The organism is Protaetiibacter larvae (assembly GCF_008365275.1).
Classification (GTDB): Bacteria; Actinomycetota; Actinomycetes; order Actinomycetales; family Microbacteriaceae; genus Homoserinibacter; species Homoserinibacter larvae.
Genome location: NZ_CP043504.1, coordinates 2,106,727 through 2,123,001, shown reverse-complemented (window position 1 = coordinate 2,123,001; position 16,275 = coordinate 2,106,727). Strand labels below are relative to the sequence as shown.

Here is a 16,275-nt window from a genome sequence, read left to right as displayed (position 1 = left end):
GCACGACATGAAGGACATCCAGCCCACCGGCCGCGGCTTCCTCGACTACGCCCCGGCGCCCGAATCGACGTCGTTGCTGCACCTGAAGCCCTCCTACGGTCTCTTCATCGACGGCGAGTTCCGCGAGGGCAGCGGCGGATCGTTCACGACGATCTCGCCCGCCACCGAGAAGCCCATCGCCGAGATCGCGAACGGCTCCGCCGCCGACGTCGACCTCGCGGTGGCCGCCGCGCGCCGCGCCTACGACACGGTGTGGTCGAAGCTCTCCGGCTCCGATCGCGGCAAGTACCTGTTCCGCATCGCGCGGCTCGTGCAGGAGCGTGCCCGCGAGCTCGCGGTCGCCGAGAGCCTCGACAACGGCAAGCCCATCAAGGAGAGCCGGGATGTCGACGTGCCGCTCGTCGCGGCCTGGTTCTTCTCCTACGCGGGCTGGGCCGACAAGCTCGACTACGCGGGCCTCGGCGCGAACCCGCAGCCGCTCGGAGTGGCGGCGCAGATCATCCCGTGGAACTTCCCGCTGCTCATGCTCGCCTGGAAGATCGCGCCCGCCCTCGCCGCCGGCAACACGGTCGTGCTCAAGCCCGCCGAGACCACACCGCTCACGGCGCTGCTGTTCGCCGAGATCCTGCAGCAGGCCGACCTCCCGCCCGGGGTCGTCAACATCGTGACGGGTGCGGGGGAGACCGGCCAGGCCCTCGTGCGGCATCCGGATGTCGACAAGGTCGCCTTCACGGGCTCGACGGCCGTCGGGCGCGAGATCGCGCGCGCCGTCGCGGGCACCCGCAAGAAGGCGACGCTCGAGCTCGGCGGCAAGGCCGCCAACATCGTCTTCGACGATGCGCCGATCGACCAGGCGATCGAGGGCATCGTCAACGGCATCTTCTTCAACCAGGGGCACGTGTGCTGCGCGGGCAGCCGCCTGCTCGTGCAGGAGTCGATCCACGACGAGGTGGTGGATCGGCTGAAGCAGCGCCTTACGACGCTGCGGCTGGGCGATCCGCTCGACAAGAACACCGACATCGGGGCGATCAACTCCCGCGAGCAGCTCGACCGCATCCGGGCGCTGAGCGACATCGGCGAGGCGGAGGGGGCGGAACGCTGGAGCGCGCCGTGCGAGCTCCCCGAGAACGGCTTCTGGTTCGCGCCGACCATCTTCACGGGCGTCACGACCTCCTCGACGATCGCCCGGGAGGAGATCTTCGGGCCCGTGCTCTCGGTGCTCACCTTCCGCACCCCCGCCGAGGCGATCGCGAAGGCCAACAACACCCCGTACGGGCTCTCGGCGGGCATCTGGAGCGACAAGGGGGCGAAGATCCTCGCAGTGGCCGACAAGCTGCGCGCGGGCGTCGTGTGGGCCAACACCTTCAACCGCTTCGACCCCACGAGCCCCTTCGGCGGCTACCAGGAGTCCGGCTACGGGCGCGAGGGCGGCCGCCACGGCCTCACCGCCTACCTCGCCCCCGCCGGTCGAGTAGCGGCGCAGCCGCGTATCGAGACCAAGGGAGCGGACCAGTGACCCGCCTCGGCATCCCCAAGACCTACAAGCTCTTCATCGGCGGCGCGTTCCCGCGCAGCGAGTCGGGGCGCAGCTACGAGGTGACCGGTGCCGACGGCGCCTTCCTCGCGAACGCCGCGCAGGCGAGTCGCAAGGACGCCCGTGACGCCGTGGTCGCCGCGCGTTCCGCGGTCTCCGGCTGGGCGGGGGCCACCGCCTACAACCGCGGCCAGGTGCTCTACCGGGTGGCAGAGGTGCTCGAGGGCCGTCGGGCCCAGTTCGTCGCCGAGCTGGTCGCCTCCGAGGGAGTGTCGGCGGCGGATGCCGGACGCCAGGTCGACGAGGCGATCGACAGCTGGGTCTGGTACGCGGGCTGGACGGACAAGTTCACCCAGGTGGCGGGTGCCGGGAACCCGGTCGCCGGCCCGTACTTCAACCTCTCGGTGCCCGAGCACACGGGGGTCGTGGCGATCGTGGCTCCGCAGGGCGGTGCGAGTCTGCTCGGCCTCGTGCGTGCCGTCGCGCCCGCGCTGGTCGCGGGGAACACCGTGGTCGTGGTGGCCGACGAGGCGCACCCGCTTTCGGCGATCAGCCTCGCCGAGGTGCTCGCGACGAGCGACCTGCCCGGCGGTGTCGTGAACGTGCTCACGGGTTCGCCGGCCGAGATCGTTCCCTGGATCGCCTCTCACGCCGATGTCAACGCACTCGACCTCGTGGGAGCGGGCGGGCTCGACTGGGTCGAGCTCGAGATCGCTGCGGCCGACACCCTGAAGCGCGTCCTCCGCCCCGAGCCGGGGGTGCCCGCTCGCAGCCTCGACCGCATCCTCGCCTTCACCGAGACGAAGACCGTCTGGCACACCAAGTCGCTCCTGTGACGCTGGCTCATGGCGCGGCTGGAGCCGCGACCCGGCGGCGGGAGAAACGCCTCCCGCTGTGAGGTCGCAGCTCCAGCCGCGCCGTGTAACAAAACGGTAACGGGCGTGTTATTGTCGGCTCACCCCGCGATGTGGCGGGGCACCCGAGTCGAAAGTGGACGTGTCGATGGTGACGCATCCGGTGCGACGGGCGCTCGCGTCCGCCGTGGTCACACTCGCCCTCGTGGCGGTGCTGCTCCTGGTCCCCGACGCCGTGCGCGTCTACGCCAGCAACATGATGGGGGCCCTCCGCGCGCCCGGAGAACCCGCGTTCGTGGCCGGCCACCGCGGGGACCGCGCCTCCGCCCCCGAGAACACCATCCCCTCGTTCGCGTCCGCCGTGGACTCCGGCCTCGACTTCCTCGAGACCGACGTGCAGCTCACCGCGGACGGCCACCCCGTGCTCATGCACGACGAGACGGTCGATCGCACGACGAACGGCACCGGCGCCGTCGCCTCCCTCACCCTCGACCAGATCCGCTCCCTCGATGCGGGATCCTGGTACGCGTCGGAGTTCGCGGGGGTGCAGGTGCCGACCTTCGAGGAGTTCCTCGATGTGCTCGCCGGCTGCCGCAAGAAGGCCATCGTCGAGCTCAAGGGCATCTGGACGCCGGATCAGGTGCGCGGCATCCTCGGCGGCGTGTACGCACGCGGGGTGCAGAACCGCATCATCTTCGCGAGCTTCGAGCTCCCCACGGTCGAGAGCCTCGCCCTCGCGGCGCCCGCCATCCCGCGCGTCATCAACATCCGCAGTCTCCCGAAGGATCCGGTGGCGCTCGCGCAGCAGTACGAGGCGATCGCGCTCATGACGACGCCGAAGTCGCTCGAGCGGAGCCCGGATGCCGTCACGCGCATGCACGCGGCCGGCCTCGGGATGCTCGTCTACACCCTCAACTCGAAGCAGCGCTGGAGCGAGGCGCTCGGGCTCGGCGTCGACGGGATCGTCACCGACAAGCCCTCGAAGCTCGACGGCTGGATCGCGAAGACCGCCCCGGGCACCTGAGCCGCGTCAGCGGATCACACGCCGCGCAAGCCACGGCGCGGCCCATGCGAGCGCCGGGAGCGCGCGCGCCCGCCCGATCCCGACGCGGCGGTCGGCGCGCGCCGCCGCGAGGATCGCCCGGGCCGCCTCGCGCGCCTGCAGCTTGCCGCCGTCGCCTCGCCCTGCGGTCATGGCGGTGTCGACCATCGGCAGCAGCACATCCGTCACGGCGACGCCGCGTTCGGGGCGCCTGCGCAGAGCGGTCGCGAACGAGGACAGCGCCGCCTTGGTCGCGGAGTACAGGGCCGCATCGGTGCGGGGCACGAGCGCGAGCCCGCTCGAGACGAACACGACCGCACCGTCGGCGGCGCGCAGCGCCCGCCAGAGCCGCGCCGTGAGCAGGGCGGGCGCCGTGAGGTTCACCGCCACCTCGTCGGCGATGGATGCGGGGGTGCGCCGCTCGTGCGGACCCTCGTGCTGCACGCCCGCGTTGAGCAGCAGGAGCCCGATCCGGCCGTCGGTGGCCCGCTCGAGCTGCTCCGCCCAGGCGGCGGTGGCGTGGGCGTCGCGCAGCTCGAGCGGGGTGGCGTGCACGCGCGGGTGCGCGGCGAGCTCGTCGAGTGCCGCGCGCGAGCGCCCGCAGCAGTGCACCTCCCAGCCGTCTTCGATGAGCTGGGCGACGAGCTCGCGGCCGATTCCCGCGGTCCCTCCGGTGACGACGGCGTGTCGGGTCATGTCTGTTCTCTCCTGGTCGCGGCGATGTGGCGATAGCGTGTTGAGGACGCTAGGCGGCCGCATCCGGTCGCCGCATTGATCGGGGTTAAGGTGCGTGAGGATTCGCCGCTCGAGCGCCTGCACGCCGCCCTCCGGACGCTTGCCGCGGCGGAGCTCCCCGGATGGGAGCCGCTCGCGACCCGCGCGGCGACGCGCGTCCGGTCGGCGGGCGAGCTGCTGTTCGACGCAGGGGAGACGCCGGGGCAGCTGTTCTGGGTGGATGCGGGCTACGTGGTGCTCGAGGTGTCGACCGCCGGGGGCCGCACGCGCACCAAGTCGATCGTCGAGGGCGGCGAACTGCTCGGCTCGGTCGAGGTGCTGCGCGGTGAGCCGTCTTCGTACCGCGCGCGCTGCCTGACCCGTGTCGTGGTGACGGCGCTGCCGCTCGCCGCGGTTCTCGCGCTCACCCGCGAGCGGCTGGAGTGGGCGCGGGCGCTCTCCGCACGGCTGACGGAGGTCGCGCAGCAGCGCGAGCGACGTGAGCGGGAGCTGCTGCTGCTGACGCCGGAGGAACGCTGGGATGCCCTGCAGCGCACCCGGCCCGCTCTCGTCGCGGCCGTGGCGCAGGTCGAGCTGGCCCCGCTCGTCGGCGTCACCCCGGTGGCGCTGAGCCGGCTGAAGCGCCGTGCCCGGGAGGCTAGAGCCGCCCGATGAGGGCGTCGAAGAAGGCGATCGCCCGACGGTAGGTGCTCACCCGGATGCGCTCGTCGATGCCGTGGATCGCCTGCAGCTCCTCCTGGCGCAGGTCGAACGGCAGGAAGCGGTAGACGTTCGCCGAGATCGCGCCGTAGAACCGCGAGTCGCTCGCCTGCAGCATCACGTACGGTGCCACGACCGTGTCGGGGAAGGCATCGCGGATGCTCGCCGCGACCGCATCCCAGGCCGGGCCGTGCGCGGGCGAGACCGGTGCCGGCTCCGAGCCCTCCAGGAACCGCAGCTCCACCGCGGGGTCGTCGATGACGCGCGCGATGTCCTCGATCGCGGAGGCGATGGTCGCCCCCGGGAGGATGCGCACGTTGACGGTCGCCGTGGCGCGTTCGGGGACCACGTTCCGGCTCGAGGAGCCTTGCAGCTGCGTGACGGCGCGCGTCGTGCGGGTCATCGCGGCGAGCTGCGGGCTCGTGCGCGCGATCAGCCGGGCGAGCGGGCCGCGGAAGCGACGCGCTCGGCGCAGCGCCCAGCCGCGGACGCCGCCGAGCCGCGTGCCGAGCGACTCGAGCAGTCCGATGGTCGGCTCGATGAGATGAGGTGCCTCGGGCTGGTTCTCGAGCCGCAGCACGGCACGCGCGAGCACCGCGGTCGATCCGCCGGGCAGGGGGATGGCGGCATGCCCGCCGGCCTGCTCGACGACGAGCTCGACGTTCATGATGCCCTTCTCGGTCACCCCCACGACGGCGGTCGGTCCGAGGCCGGGCAGGAGCGCATCCATGACCGCGCCGCCCTCGTCGATCACGAGATCGGGTCGGATGCCGCGCTCCTCGAGCAGCGCGGCGATCGCGGCGCCCCCCGAGCCACCCGCCTCCTCGTCGTGGCCGAACGCGAGGTAGACGTCCGCCGCGGGCCGGTAGTCGGCAGCCAGCCGGGCTTCCACGGCCTCCAGGATCGCGCCCAGGGCGCCCTTGTCGTCGACGGCTCCGCGGCCCCACACGGCGGCCTCCTCCCCGTCGCCGACGAGCTCGGCGGCGAACGGGGGATGACTCCAGCGGCTGTCGTCGTCGACGGTCACCACGTCCTGGTGCGCCATGAGCACGGCAGGCGGACCGTCTCCCGCACCGCGCCATCGGTACAGCAGGCTGCGCCCCGCGACGGTCTCCCGTTCGAGCCGGTCGTGCACGAGGGGGAAGGCGCGGGCGAGCTCCGCCTGGAAGGCCTCGACCGCGGCGTCGGCATCCGCGGCGCCCTCGTGGGAGTAGGTGGCATGGCGCAGCAGCGCGCGCAAGCGCTCGACGGCGGGGTCGCTCATGGCTTCGATCCTAGGAGGGCGGCGCGGCGGGGCCTCGGGCGCTGGTTACGCTGGGGGTGTGAGCAGTCAGCGACCCGCATCCCGTTACGGAGACACCGGCTTCCGCCGGCTGGCGCTCGCGCCGGGGCTGCTCGCCGCGGTCGTGCTGTTCGTGGGGATCGCGCTCGTCGGTCAGGACGCCTTCGTGTACGTCAGCTGGGGTGTCGCGGTGCTCGCCCTCATCGTGCTGGTCTTCGCGATCCAGGCGCGACACTGGTGGTGGGTGCCCGTGTTCGCGGCGATCGCCGTGCTGTGGAACCCCGTGGTGCCGTTCGGTTTCGACGGCCCGCTGTGGCTCGGCGCGCAGTACGTGGCGATCATCGCCTTCATCGCCGCGGGCGTGTTGGTGAAGGTCAAAGTCGCTCCCGAGCAGCGAACCCGCTAGACTGGGGGTGCTCACCGCCCCACCGGCCAAGCCGGGTTCAGGGGATCACCGGGAGCGATCTGCACCGAGAGTCCGGTTCGGCGTACCTGCCGAACCACGAGTTGCGACGATGCTCCGTCGCAGATGGGGTCACCACCCCCGAGGAGAACGATGGCCACATCCGGCCAGAAGTCCCGTTCCGGCGCCAAGACCGGAAACAGGGGCACACAGCAGCGTCGGCGACCGCACCAGGACGAGACGGGCATCATCCCGGTGCTCGCGCGCGTCGTGCGCGGTATCGAGAACGCCGCCGACCGCGGCAAGGTCAACGCCGCCAATCGCGTGCGCTACCGCGTCGTCGCCGTGCTGGCGCGCGAGGAGCGCGCGCGCATCAAGACCGACACGAGCCTCACCGACGCCGAGCGCACCAAGGAGCTCACCCGACTCGACGGCATCGCCACCATCATGGCCAAGACGGCCGCACGCGACGCGAGCCTCATCCAGCTGCTCACCGACAGCGCGCCGCTGAGCCCCGCCGCGCAGGAGGTGCGCCGCACTCTGCTGCTCGAGGCGGGCACCCCGCTCGCACCCGAGGATCTCGTGGTGGTCACCGAGCCGGAGGCGAAGCCCGCGGTGGAGGAGCGGCAGGTCGTGCCGCAGTCGGTGCGCCAGTACCAGATGTCGAACCCGTTCCTCGCGCCCGATTTCAGCGCCTTCCAGGCTCCGAAGCCCGCCGCGCGTTCGGGTCAGCTCGACAACTGGGAGCTCATCGAGCCGCTGTTCCGCTCCTTCGAGATCGGCGCGGGGGGCGGGGCGGCCAGCATGGAGCTTCCCGCGGCCCGTTCGCTCGCCACGCCGGGCAAGCTCGAGCTCATGCCGCACCAGGCGCGGTTCGTGGAGTCGGCCCGCGAGGGTCATCGCAGCTATCTGCTCGCCGACGAGCCGGGCCTCGGCAAGACCGCGCAGGCGCTGCTCGCCGCGAACGTCGCGAACGCCTACCCGCTGCTCGTCGTCGTGCCGAATGTCGTCAAGGTGAACTGGGCGCGCGAGGTCGAGAAGTGGACCCCCCAGCGCACCGCCACGGTCGTGCACGGCGACGGCGACGACATCGACGCCTTCGCCGACATCGTGATCGTCAACTACGAGGTGCTCGATCGTCACGTCGCGTGGCTTTCGCGCCGTGGTTTCCGCGGCATGATCGTCGACGAGGCGCACTTCATCAAGAACAAGGACTCGCAGCGCTCGAAGCACGTGCAGGCGCTCTCGAAGTCGCTGCGCCAGCGCATGCCCGACCCGCTGCTCATCGCGCTCACCGGCACCCCCCTCATCAACCAGATCGAGGACTTCCGGATGATCTGGCAGTTCCTGGGCTGGATCGACGAGAAGAAGCCGATGCCGCGCCTCATGGCGGCGCTCGAGGAGACCGAGCTGACGCCCGTCGACCCGGGCTTCTTCGCGGCCGCGCGCCGTGTCGTGGTGGCGCAGGGCATCGTGCGCCGCAAGAAGGTGGATGTGGCCGCCGACATCCCCGCGCGTCGCATCGCCGACATCCCGGTGGAGCTCGACGGCGAGGCCGGGCGTTCGATCCGCGAGGCCGAGAAGGCGCTCGTGGCGCGGCTCGTGGAGCGTTACCGCAGGCTGCGCGCGTCGCGTCCGGATTCGACGGCTGCGGAGCTCATCCGCCTCGTCGCGGCCGCCGAGCTCGAGGAGTCGAAGCAGTCGGGGGCGCAGGGCGACAACGTCTTCGCGATGGTGCGCCGCATCGGCCAGGCGAAGGCGACGCCGGCCGCCGACTACACGGTGAACCTGGCCCGCAACGTGGGCAAGGTCGTGTTCTTCGCGAAGCACATCGACGTCATGGATGTGGCCGAGAAGCACTTCGCGAAGGCCGGCCTGCGCACGGTCTCGATCCGCGGCGATCAGACGGCGAAGGCGCGCCAGCTCGAGATCGACGCCTTCCAGAACGACCCGGAGGTCGCGGTCGCAGTCTGCTCGCTCACGGCGGCCGGTGTCGGCGTCAACCTGCAGGCGGCGTCGAACGTGGTGCTCGCCGAGCTCAGCTGGACCAACGCCGAGCAGACCCAGGCGATCGACCGCGTGCACCGCATCGGTCAGGAGCTGCCGGTGACGGCGTGGCGGATCATCGCCGCGCAGACCATCGACGGCCGCATCGCCGAGCTCATCGACTCGAAGGCAGGCCTCGCCTCGCGCGCACTCGACGGGGAGACCACGGCGGCGGCGGAGGGCTCGGTGCAGCTCGAGGCGCTCGTGGCCATCCTGACGGATGCCGTGGCCGAGCTGTAGGCGCCGCGCGGCGGCCTCGAACGGGGGACACCCGTACTGGGGGGCGCGGCGCGATCTCGGGGGCTCCTATCGTCAGAACTGCACTAGTTGGGGGACTAGCAGGCGGCGGTGATCCTGTCACTGTCGCGATTCCGATACGGGGGTATGAGGGATCGCGGACAGCATCACCGCCGCCAGTATTTAACCCCCCGTTCGCCTCGCAGACTCTCAACTATCTAGCGAGGGTTCACGTCTTGCGGCTCGTTCACCGCTGAGTAATCTCTACTCAACCGATGAGGCGCAAACCCGACGCAAACGGAGTGATCCGGGCGCGAGAGGGGCGCAGCCGAAGCGGGGCGGTGTTCTCCGGACGCCGGTCGGGTCCGCTCGATCGACGCGAGGAGTGGCCCCAAGGGATCGCGGAGCGAGAGTTCCGTCCGTGGGGCAGCACCGGACGCTGAGGGTGACACCTCGCAGCCGAGGAGGGCGGGCCGCATGGCTCGCCGGATCCGGAGGCGGGGCGGATTCCGCGGCACCGACGTCGTGTGACGGCGGTGACGAAGGGCCGGTCCGACGCGCGGCGAGGGAGACCTCGCAGGCGCCGAGGTTCGGGCCGGGCGCACCACCGGATCCGGCCGAGGCGCAGCGGGGGAGACCCGGGCGCCCGGAGCCGTCTCGGGACCCGACGGTTCGCTGTCAGGTCTCGAGCTTCCGCCCCACCGGCGAACGCCCGACCCGAGAGCTCGCGGGCGTGGCGGCCTCATCGACACAGAAGGGCCCCCGGCGTAGCTGACCGGGGGCCCTTCGTCTGTGTGCCGTGAGCCGCCGGGGGCTAGTCGATTCGACCGTCGAGCGCCGCGTTGATGCGTGCCGTCAGCTCTGCGTCGATGGGGCGCTCCACGCCGTCGACCGCGCGCACCGGCGCGGCGTGCCGCACGCTCGAGACCAGCCAGGCCGCATCCGCCGTCGCCAGGTCCCCGGGGGTGAGCAGTTCGTAGCCGGTGGTGAAGCCCTGCAACTCCGCCCAGTTGAAGACATCGGCCTGCGTCGTCCCGGCGAGGATGCCGATGTCGACCCGCGGGGTCACGAGCCGGCTGCCGACGCGCAGCAGCAGGCTCGAGACGGCGCCCTCGAGCAGGTAGCCGTCGCTCGAGACGAAGAGCGCATCGTCGGCGCCCCGTCGGGCGGCCTCGCGGAGGACCGCCCGGTTGACGGCGTAGCTCAAGGTCTTCGCGCCGGCGAGCAGCCAGGGCGAGGTGTGCGCGACGTCGTGGCGGTACCCGCGGTCGAGCAGCACGATCCGGATGCCCTCGGCGCGCTCTCGGGTGAAGTCCGGCGAGGGAAGGCCGAGAACCCAGCCGGTCGGCACCTGCCCGCCTTCGATGCCGCGGGTGAGCACGAACTTGATGGAGCCGTCGGCGACCCCGGCCGCGGCGAGGGCGACGGCGACGGCGTTGATCGCGTCGCGCCACAGCGGCAGGGTCGGCGCGGGCAGCTCGAGCATGCGCGCGGACTGCGCGAGGCGTTCGAGGTGCGCCTCGAGCGCCTGCACGCGCCCGTCGACCACGCGCGCCGTCTCGAAGATGCCGTCGCCTCGTGTCGCGGCGAGGTCGGTCACCGTGAGGTGGGGTTGCGCGGGATCCACCAGCCGGAACCCCGTGGTAGCCCCCGTTCCGGGCGCGAACTCGAGCAGGGCGAGGACTGCGGTCATGCGGTTCTCCGTCGGGTGGGTTCGCCGTCGAGCAGCCGCCAGACCGCGGTGCTGAGGGGCGGATAGGCGAGGGCGATCTGGCGCAGCATCCGGTAGTCGACGTCGCGGTTGGGCCGACGATCGTTGTCGGCGTGGATGAGCTCGGCGCGCAGGGTGAGCACGACGAGCTCGTCGACGCTCGGCAGCTCCTGCATGAACTCCCACGGATCCTCGCCCGAGCGCAGGCGCTCCCAGGCGACGGTGCTGAGCTCGTCCGCGGCTTCCGCGCGCAGCACCTCGAGGCTCGCGCGGCGGCGAACCCCGTCGGTCTCCTCGTGCGCTGTCACCTCTCGAGCCTACGGCGCCGCACGGCACCACGCGGGCAGGGCCCGTACGATCGTTGCGTGCCCGACAGTCCGCTCGCCGCCTCCGCCTATGAGGTGCTCGGCGTGGCGTCGACCGCGAGCGACGCGGAGCTGCGCCGCGCCTACCGTCGGCGGCTGCGCGAGACCCACCCGGATGCCGGGGGCGTCGCGGCCGAGTTCCATGCGGTCCAGGACGCCTGGGAGCTCGTCGGCACCCGGGAGGCGCGCAGCGCCTACGACGCGCGGGGGCTCCGCGCCGCCGGGCGGGCGTCGGAGGCCTACGCGCCGCGCGCGTCGCGACCGCGCGCCGACTCGCGTCCGCAGGCCCGCGCGAGCGGGCATCCGGGCGGTTGGTACCGGGAGCGCTATCTCGCCGAGGTGCGCGAGTGGGCGGGGCGCGGGGTCGAGCTGCCCGATCCCTACGATCCCGCGCTCGTGCGCTCGGCGCCGCGGCTGGTCAAGCACTATCTCGCGGCGGCGATCGCCGAGGAGCGGTCGGCCCGGGAGTTGGCGGCTCTCGGCATCGGTTACACCGTCTGGCACGATGTCGACACGGTCGCCGGCAAGCTCGACCACATCGTGCTCGGGCCGAGCGGGCTGTGGGCGCTCCTGAGCGAGGACTGGGGCGGCGAGATCCGGGTGAAGGGCTCGGAGCTCATCGGGCCGGCGCTGGGCGGCGAGCGGCCCGTTCACGAGCTCTCGCAGCGCGCCCGGGCGTTCGCGCGGGCGGCGCGGGTGCGCTTCTCGGCGCTCGGCGTCGTCGCGCCCGAAGCGGATGCGCCTCGGGTGGTCGATCTGGGCGCGGTGCGCGGGGCGCGTGCGCTGCTCATCCCGCAGCCGCAGCTCGCCCACGTGGTGCGCACCGGGATCCCCGGGGTGGGCACGGGCGGCACGGACCTGTTCGAGCTGCGTACGCGCATCCAGGCGGCCGTGCGGTTCGTGTGAGCCCTCGACACGGGCGTCGCGGGGCGGCATGATTCCCGAATGGACACCGTCGCCCGTTCCCGCCGCCACACGGCCTACAGCGACCCCGGCGAGTTCCGCGAACGCTGGCGGGCGGTCCCGCGCGGAGCCGATCCGGCGCGCATCGGCGAGGTGGTGCGGAATCTGCTGTATCACTATCGCGCCGACGGCATCGAGGTGCCGGCCGCGCGCCGGGGCGACATCGACAGCCGCTGGGTGGCGCGCATCCTCGAACTCGACGCGCAGCGTCACGAGGCGCCGCTCGACGCGCCCCGCGCCCGCGAGGATCGGGTGGCAGGCTGCTGCCGCGATTTCACCCTGCTCACGGTCTCGGCGCTGCGTGAGCAGGGGGTTGCGGCGCGCAGCCGGGTCGGGTTCGCCGGCTACCTGCGCGAGGGATACCACTTCGACCACGTGATCGTCGAGTTCTGGGACGGCGCGCGCTGGGTGCGTGGCGACGCGCAGCTGGATCCCACCTGGTTCGCCTTCCCCACCTGGGACCTGGTCAGGGGCGAGGTCGACGGGTTCCTGACGGCGGCGGAGGTGTGGCAGCTGATCCGGGCGGGCGGCGCCGATCCACGCAGCTTCGGCGTGTTCCCCACCTCTCCGCTCGCGGGTACGAGCTTCGTGTTCGATTACGTCATCCGCGACATCGCGCACCGTTTCGGGGAGGAGCTGCTGCTCTGGGACGTGTGGGGCGGCATGGTGGGGGAGCAGGATCCGACGCCCGAGCAGGCCGCGTGGATGGATGCCCTCGCCGCCCTCGTGGTCGCGGCGGATGCGGACGATGCGGACGCCGAGGAGGCTCTCGCCGCCTGCTTCCACGCCGACGACCGCTTGCATCCGCGAGGGCACGTGCGACAGTTCAGCCCCTACGAGCTGCCGCCCGTGGAGGTCGATCTGGTGACGGCCGCACCGGGGCGCCCCTGAGGCTCGCGCGGGGCCTCGTGGCGTCTCCGCTCAGTAGGCGGGGACGGCGTGCCCGCTCTGCGGCACGAAGCCGCTGCCGGGCTGGACGAAACCGCCCGGCACCGATTCGGCGTGGTGCGGATGCGCGGCCTGCGGGGTCTCGTGGGTGGCGAACTGCGGAGGCTGGCCGGGCTGGGCCGCCGCCGGGTAGGCGGGTTCCGGGGCTGCGTGCGCGTAGCCGGCCTGTGCGGGAACCTGCTGCGGGTGGAGGGTCTGCCCCTGGTACGCCGGCTGTGCGGCCGCCGGCGCCTGCTGCGGCGGCAGGCTCGGATGCATGGCGGGTTCGGGTGCGGGCGGCGCCATCGTCGCGAAGGCGTGCGGCTCGGGGCCGGTGGGCGCCGGGATCGGGGGCGCGGCATACGTGGCGGACGGCGTGACCAGGGTGCCGGGAGTGCTGCCGTAGCCCGGCGTCTCGGGCGCACGCACTGCGGCGGTCGCCGCGCGCGTGTACCCGAGCTGCGCGGCGTAGCTCGCCTGCGCGGAGCTCGTCACCCCGCCCGAGCTCGTGCCCACGGGGACCCCGTTGCCGCTGAGCGTGCGCGTGGAGCCCGCACCGACACCGCCCTGGGAGGTCCGGGCGTAGGCGAGGGTGTTGCGCAGTTCGCGGATGCGACCGGACTGCATGAGGAGCGCACCGATGAGCACCAGCACGATGCCGGCCAGGCCCGCCGTCGGGATCATCCACGCGTAGCTGAAGAGCGCCGGGAGGCAGGCGGTGTACAGGGTACCGCCTGCCCACGCGGTGGCCACGAAGCTCCCGCAGTCGATCGGGTCGCCGATCGGGTCGTAGCTGACCGGGAGGAAGCCGAGGGCGACCCCGCCGGCGAGCGCGAGCACGCCGACGATGATGACGAAAACGCCGAAACCCTTCACGCCGACCCCCATTCGTGCGATCCCTTGTTCACGCTAGCGAGCAGCCGAGGGAGCGTCATGTCCCCGAACGGGGGAGCGGTCGTCAGAGCCGGTGAAGGGGTGCGCCCAGGTCGCCGCGGGTGTCGGGCGCGAGCTCTCGCGAGCGATCGGGCAGCTGGGGCAGGGCGAGTGCCGTTGCGGGAGCCGGACCGAGAGGGCCCGAGTCGGTCGGCATCGGCACCGGCTGCGGCCCTGTGGTGGGCGCTGCCGAGTCGACGGCCGCATGCGGGGCGACCGCGGGACCTCCCGATCCGGGGTATCCGGGGTATCCGGGGGAGGGCTGCGACACCGAAGACACCGTCGCCGAAGGCGCCGTCGTGGGGTGAGGCGCGTCGGGGGCCGGCGTGGGGGCCGGCGCAGACGGTGCCGCAGCGTTTGTGGGCGCTCCACCCAGCAGAGCCGGGAGCGCGAGGACGGTGGGTGCCGGGGTGAACCCCGGAATCGACGAGGTGGTCGTCGTCGCCGACGGCCCCGCCTCGATCGCGAGCGACGGCGCCGCGGGTGCGGGGGCGGAGAAGTACGCGGAGGGTGGCTGTGCGCTCGCGTACGCGGAGGTTCCGGCTCCGGGAGGCGCCACCCGCTGGGGTCCGGGATCGTTCGTCGGCTGCGGGGCGACGGCGGGCGCGGGTGCGGGTGCACCGAGGTAGGCGGGTGCCGGCTGCGGAGGCGCCTGTGCGGGCATCTGAACGGGCGCGGGCGCGACCGAAGCGGGGGGCGCGAGCGGTCGTGCTGCCGTCGGCGGGTAGCCGGGAGTCGAGCCGTAGCCGGGTGCCGGGTGCTGCTGGTCGGCCGCCCGAGGTGCCTGCTGTTGCGCGAGCAGCTGCGGCGGCACAGCGGGGATCTGGGGGGTGGCCGCGGGGCGCGGGGCCTCGGGAGCGGTCGGGACGCCCGTGACCTGCGAGCCCGCCGTCGGGGCGGGCTGGGCGAGGTAGGCGGGCGCCGCCGATGCCTGCGGAGCCACCGGGTGGGGAGCCGCCGGTTGCGGGGCGATGGGCTGCGGCGCTGCCGCGACGGGCTGGGCCGTGGCGTACTGCTGAGGCGCCGCGGGCGCCTGCTGCGGGGCGGCGGTCTGCTGAGCGGCCGGCTGCTGGGTGATGGGCTGCTGAGCGATGGGCTGCTGAGCGACCGGCTGCTGAGGTGCGGGCTGCTGAGGTGCGGGCTGCGGAAGGTACTGCGGCGCGGCCGAAACGGGGGCATACGACGCGGGCTCTGCAGCTTGCTGCACGGGCTGCTGCTGAGGTGCGGGCTGCTGCTGCACGGGCTGTTGAGTCGCGGGCTGCTGAGTCGCGGGCTGCTGTGCGGGATACAGCTGCTGCGGTGCCTGGGGGGCGGCCGGCTGCGGTGCGAAGTGCGGCGCCTGCGAGGCGAAAGCCGGGTCCTGCTGCTGCGCGTACTGCGGCACCTGCGAGGCGACGGCCTGCGACGCGGCGACGTGCTGTGGGGCCACCGGTTGCTGCGGGGCGACGTACTGCTGCTGCGCCGCGGGCTGCTGAGGTGCGACGTACTGCTGCGGAGCGGCCGGCTGCTGCGGCGCCTGCTGCTGCGGCGCCTGCTGCTGCGGCGGCGGCATGACGGGCACCGGCATCGCGGGTGCCGCCATGGGCGGCGGCGGAGGGATCGGGGTCGTGTAGGGCGTCCAGGCGCGACCATCCCACCAGCGCTGCATGTTCGCATCGCTGGGATCTGGATACCATGCCGCCCGAGGCGACACGAAGGTCGTGTCCGACACGTTCAGAGCCCCCACTGGTGTGTCCGTCGTAAGTCGAGCCTAGGCGTCGACCGGGAGCCGGCTCAGTCCCCCGTTCGGGTGATGATCCTGCCTGGGTTCACCCGAACTTGGGCAGGTGCCACTTGCGGCCCTGCTCGTCGACCTGCTGGTCGGCCGGGGCCGCCTCGCTGGCGGCCGCCTTCGCCTTGGCCGCGGCGGCGCGTGCGGCGGCGACCGAGACCGGGCGCCCCTCGTCGTTCGTCGAGAGCCCCGCGGCGACGGCGGGTGCCGCCTCCTCGACAGGCTGCTCCACGATGGGGATCCCCGCAGTCTTGGCGGCGTTCTTGGCGGCGAACGCCGCACGGGCCTGCGCCACCGAGGTGAACGGTGCGTCTCCGGCGACCGCGGGTGCCGTGGGCGGCGGGGCGGTCACGGGTGCGGGCTCGGGGGTCGCCACGGCCGGTGCAGCGGCGGTGACGCCCGCTGCGGCCTCCGCGGCGGCTGCGGCGGCTGCAGCGGCGGCCGCAGCCGCCTTCTCGGCCTGGGCCGCGGCGAAGGCGGCGCGTGCGGCAGCCACCGACTGGCTCTCATCGATCGTGGGCGCGGCCGGTGCAGCGGCGAACTCTGCGGCGGGAGCGGCAGGGGCGGCCGCAACGGGCGGCGGCGGGACCGCGGCGATCCCGGCGGTTCCGGCGGCGGGGGCCGGTGCGGCGGCCAGGGCGGCCGCCAGCTGGGCCGGCTCGGGCGCGGTGACCTCGACGGGCGGTGTGGGCACGGTTGCCGGTGCAACGGCGACCGGCGCCTCGGTCGGCGGAGCCTGCGGGATGTACGCGGTCGCGGGATCCGGCATCGGC

General features: G+C 73.0%; 15 protein-coding genes. 8 read left to right on the top strand and 7 right to left on the bottom strand.

All coding sequences use genetic code 11. The features are described from left to right. Positions 1 to 7: 7 nt before the first annotated feature. The 3 genes from FLP23_RS10005 to FLP23_RS09995 all read left to right on the top strand — a co-directional run bounded on the left by FLP23_RS10005 (position 8) and on the right by FLP23_RS09995 (position 3,412). Entirely contained in the window at positions 8 to 1,516 is a 1,509-nt protein-coding gene (locus tag FLP23_RS10005) for an aldehyde dehydrogenase family protein (RefSeq protein ID WP_149325728.1), read from the top strand. After that, positions 1,513 to 2,370, top strand: a complete 858-nt coding sequence (locus FLP23_RS10000) for an aldehyde dehydrogenase family protein (protein ID WP_149325727.1) — start codon at positions 1,513 to 1,515, stop codon at positions 2,368 to 2,370. Before FLP23_RS10005 ends, FLP23_RS10000 begins: the two co-directional genes overlap by 4 nt. Before the next feature lie 166 nt (positions 2,371 to 2,536). Continuing rightward, positions 2,537 to 3,412, top strand: a complete 876-nt coding sequence (locus FLP23_RS09995; protein ID WP_149326273.1) for a glycerophosphodiester phosphodiesterase — start codon at positions 2,537 to 2,539, stop codon at positions 3,410 to 3,412. A 6-nt stretch (positions 3,413 to 3,418) separates the two neighbouring features. Here FLP23_RS09995 and FLP23_RS09990 read toward each other — a convergent pair whose 3' ends face one another. Beyond that, positions 3,419 to 4,126 (bottom strand): SDR family NAD(P)-dependent oxidoreductase, encoded by a 708-nt coding sequence (locus tag FLP23_RS09990; protein WP_168200425.1) that lies wholly within the window; start codon positions 4,124 to 4,126, stop codon positions 3,419 to 3,421. 90 nt (positions 4,127 to 4,216) lie between these two features. Here FLP23_RS09990 and FLP23_RS09985 point away from each other — a divergent pair, with 90 nt between their 5' ends. Further along, positions 4,217 to 4,819, top strand: a complete 603-nt coding sequence (locus FLP23_RS09985) for a Crp/Fnr family transcriptional regulator (RefSeq protein ID WP_168200424.1) — start codon at positions 4,217 to 4,219, stop codon at positions 4,817 to 4,819. Here the strand turns inward: FLP23_RS09985 and FLP23_RS09980 are convergent. Further along, positions 4,803 to 6,128 (bottom strand): M20/M25/M40 family metallo-hydrolase, encoded by a 1,326-nt coding sequence (locus FLP23_RS09980; protein ID WP_149325724.1) that lies wholly within the window; start codon positions 6,126 to 6,128, stop codon positions 4,803 to 4,805. The genes FLP23_RS09985 and FLP23_RS09980 overlap by 17 nt on opposite strands. Positions 6,129 to 6,186: 58 nt before the next feature. Between FLP23_RS09980 and FLP23_RS09975 the strand changes: the two genes are divergently transcribed. Continuing rightward, positions 6,187 to 6,552, top strand: a complete 366-nt coding sequence (locus FLP23_RS09975) for a DUF6804 family protein (RefSeq protein ID WP_149325723.1) — start codon at positions 6,187 to 6,189, stop codon at positions 6,550 to 6,552. A gap of 150 nt (positions 6,553 to 6,702) precedes the next feature. After that, positions 6,703 to 8,835 (top strand): DEAD/DEAH box helicase, encoded by a 2,133-nt coding sequence (locus tag FLP23_RS09970; protein WP_149325722.1) that lies wholly within the window; start codon positions 6,703 to 6,705, stop codon positions 8,833 to 8,835. Between the two features lie 811 nt (positions 8,836 to 9,646). On the opposite strand, the gene FLP23_RS09965 is transcribed toward FLP23_RS09970, so the two are convergent. After that, the gene (locus FLP23_RS09965) at positions 9,647 to 10,525 is read right to left on the bottom strand and encodes an aminodeoxychorismate lyase (RefSeq protein ID WP_149325721.1); all 879 of its coding nucleotides are present in this window, start codon (positions 10,523 to 10,525) and stop codon (positions 9,647 to 9,649) included. Further along, positions 10,522 to 10,851, bottom strand: coding sequence for a tryptophan synthase subunit alpha (locus FLP23_RS09960; protein WP_149325720.1), 330 nt, complete (start codon positions 10,849 to 10,851; stop codon positions 10,522 to 10,524). The genes FLP23_RS09965 and FLP23_RS09960 overlap by 4 nt, the downstream gene beginning before the upstream one ends. Positions 10,852 to 10,908: 57 nt before the next feature. On the opposite strand from FLP23_RS09960, the gene FLP23_RS09955 reads away from it, so the two are divergent. Next, positions 10,909 to 11,814 (top strand): DnaJ domain-containing protein, encoded by a 906-nt coding sequence (locus FLP23_RS09955; protein ID WP_149325719.1) that lies wholly within the window; start codon positions 10,909 to 10,911, stop codon positions 11,812 to 11,814. Positions 11,815 to 11,853: 39 nt separating this feature from the next. Beyond that, a complete protein-coding gene (locus tag FLP23_RS09950; protein WP_149325718.1) occupies positions 11,854 to 12,762 on the top strand; it encodes a transglutaminase domain-containing protein in 909 nt (302 codons plus the stop codon). Between the two features lie 30 nt (positions 12,763 to 12,792). Here FLP23_RS09950 and FLP23_RS09945 read toward each other — a convergent pair whose 3' ends face one another. The 3 genes from FLP23_RS09945 to FLP23_RS09935 form a co-directional block, all read right to left on the bottom strand. After that, entirely contained in the window at positions 12,793 to 13,686 is an 894-nt protein-coding gene (locus FLP23_RS09945) for a hypothetical protein (RefSeq protein WP_149325717.1), read from the bottom strand. Positions 13,687 to 13,756: 70 nt separating this feature from the next. Beyond that, positions 13,757 to 15,424 carry a DUF2510 domain-containing protein gene (locus FLP23_RS09940; RefSeq protein WP_281290313.1) on the bottom strand — a complete coding sequence of 556 codons (1,668 nt, stop codon included), beginning with the start codon at positions 15,422 to 15,424 and terminating at the stop codon, positions 13,757 to 13,759. 115 nt (positions 15,425 to 15,539) lie between these two features. After that, positions 15,540 to 16,271: a hypothetical protein gene (locus FLP23_RS09935; protein WP_149325715.1), complete on the bottom strand. Its 732-nt coding sequence runs from the start codon at positions 16,269 to 16,271 to the stop codon at positions 15,540 to 15,542. Positions 16,272 to 16,275: the final 4 nt, after the last annotated feature.

What these genes read in the sequence shown, in the direction of transcription:
- FLP23_RS10005 (WP_149325728.1), top strand. Translation starts at nt 8, where the DNA reads ATGAAGGACATCCAGCCCACCGGCCGCGGCTTCCTCGACTACGCCCCG.
- FLP23_RS09995 (WP_149326273.1), top strand. Translation starts at nt 2,537, where the DNA reads ATGGTGACGCATCCGGTGCGACGGGCGCTCGCGTCCGCCGTGGTCACA.
- FLP23_RS09990 (WP_168200425.1), bottom strand. Translation starts at nt 4,126, where the DNA reads ATGACCCGACACGCCGTCGTCACCGGAGGGACCGCGGGAATCGGCCGC.
- FLP23_RS09980 (WP_149325724.1), bottom strand. Translation starts at nt 6,128, where the DNA reads ATGAGCGACCCCGCCGTCGAGCGCTTGCGCGCGCTGCTGCGCCATGCC.
- FLP23_RS09970 (WP_149325722.1), top strand. Translation starts at nt 6,703, where the DNA reads ATGGCCACATCCGGCCAGAAGTCCCGTTCCGGCGCCAAGACCGGAAAC.
- FLP23_RS09965 (WP_149325721.1), bottom strand. Translation starts at nt 10,525, where the DNA reads ATGACCGCAGTCCTCGCCCTGCTCGAGTTCGCGCCCGGAACGGGGGCT.
- FLP23_RS09950 (WP_149325718.1), top strand. Translation starts at nt 11,854, where the DNA reads ATGGACACCGTCGCCCGTTCCCGCCGCCACACGGCCTACAGCGACCCC.
- FLP23_RS09945 (WP_149325717.1), bottom strand. Translation starts at nt 13,686, where the DNA reads ATGGGGGTCGGCGTGAAGGGTTTCGGCGTTTTCGTCATCATCGTCGGC.
- FLP23_RS09935 (WP_149325715.1), bottom strand. Translation starts at nt 16,271, where the DNA reads ATGCCGGATCCCGCGACCGCGTACATCCCGCAGGCTCCGCCGACCGAG.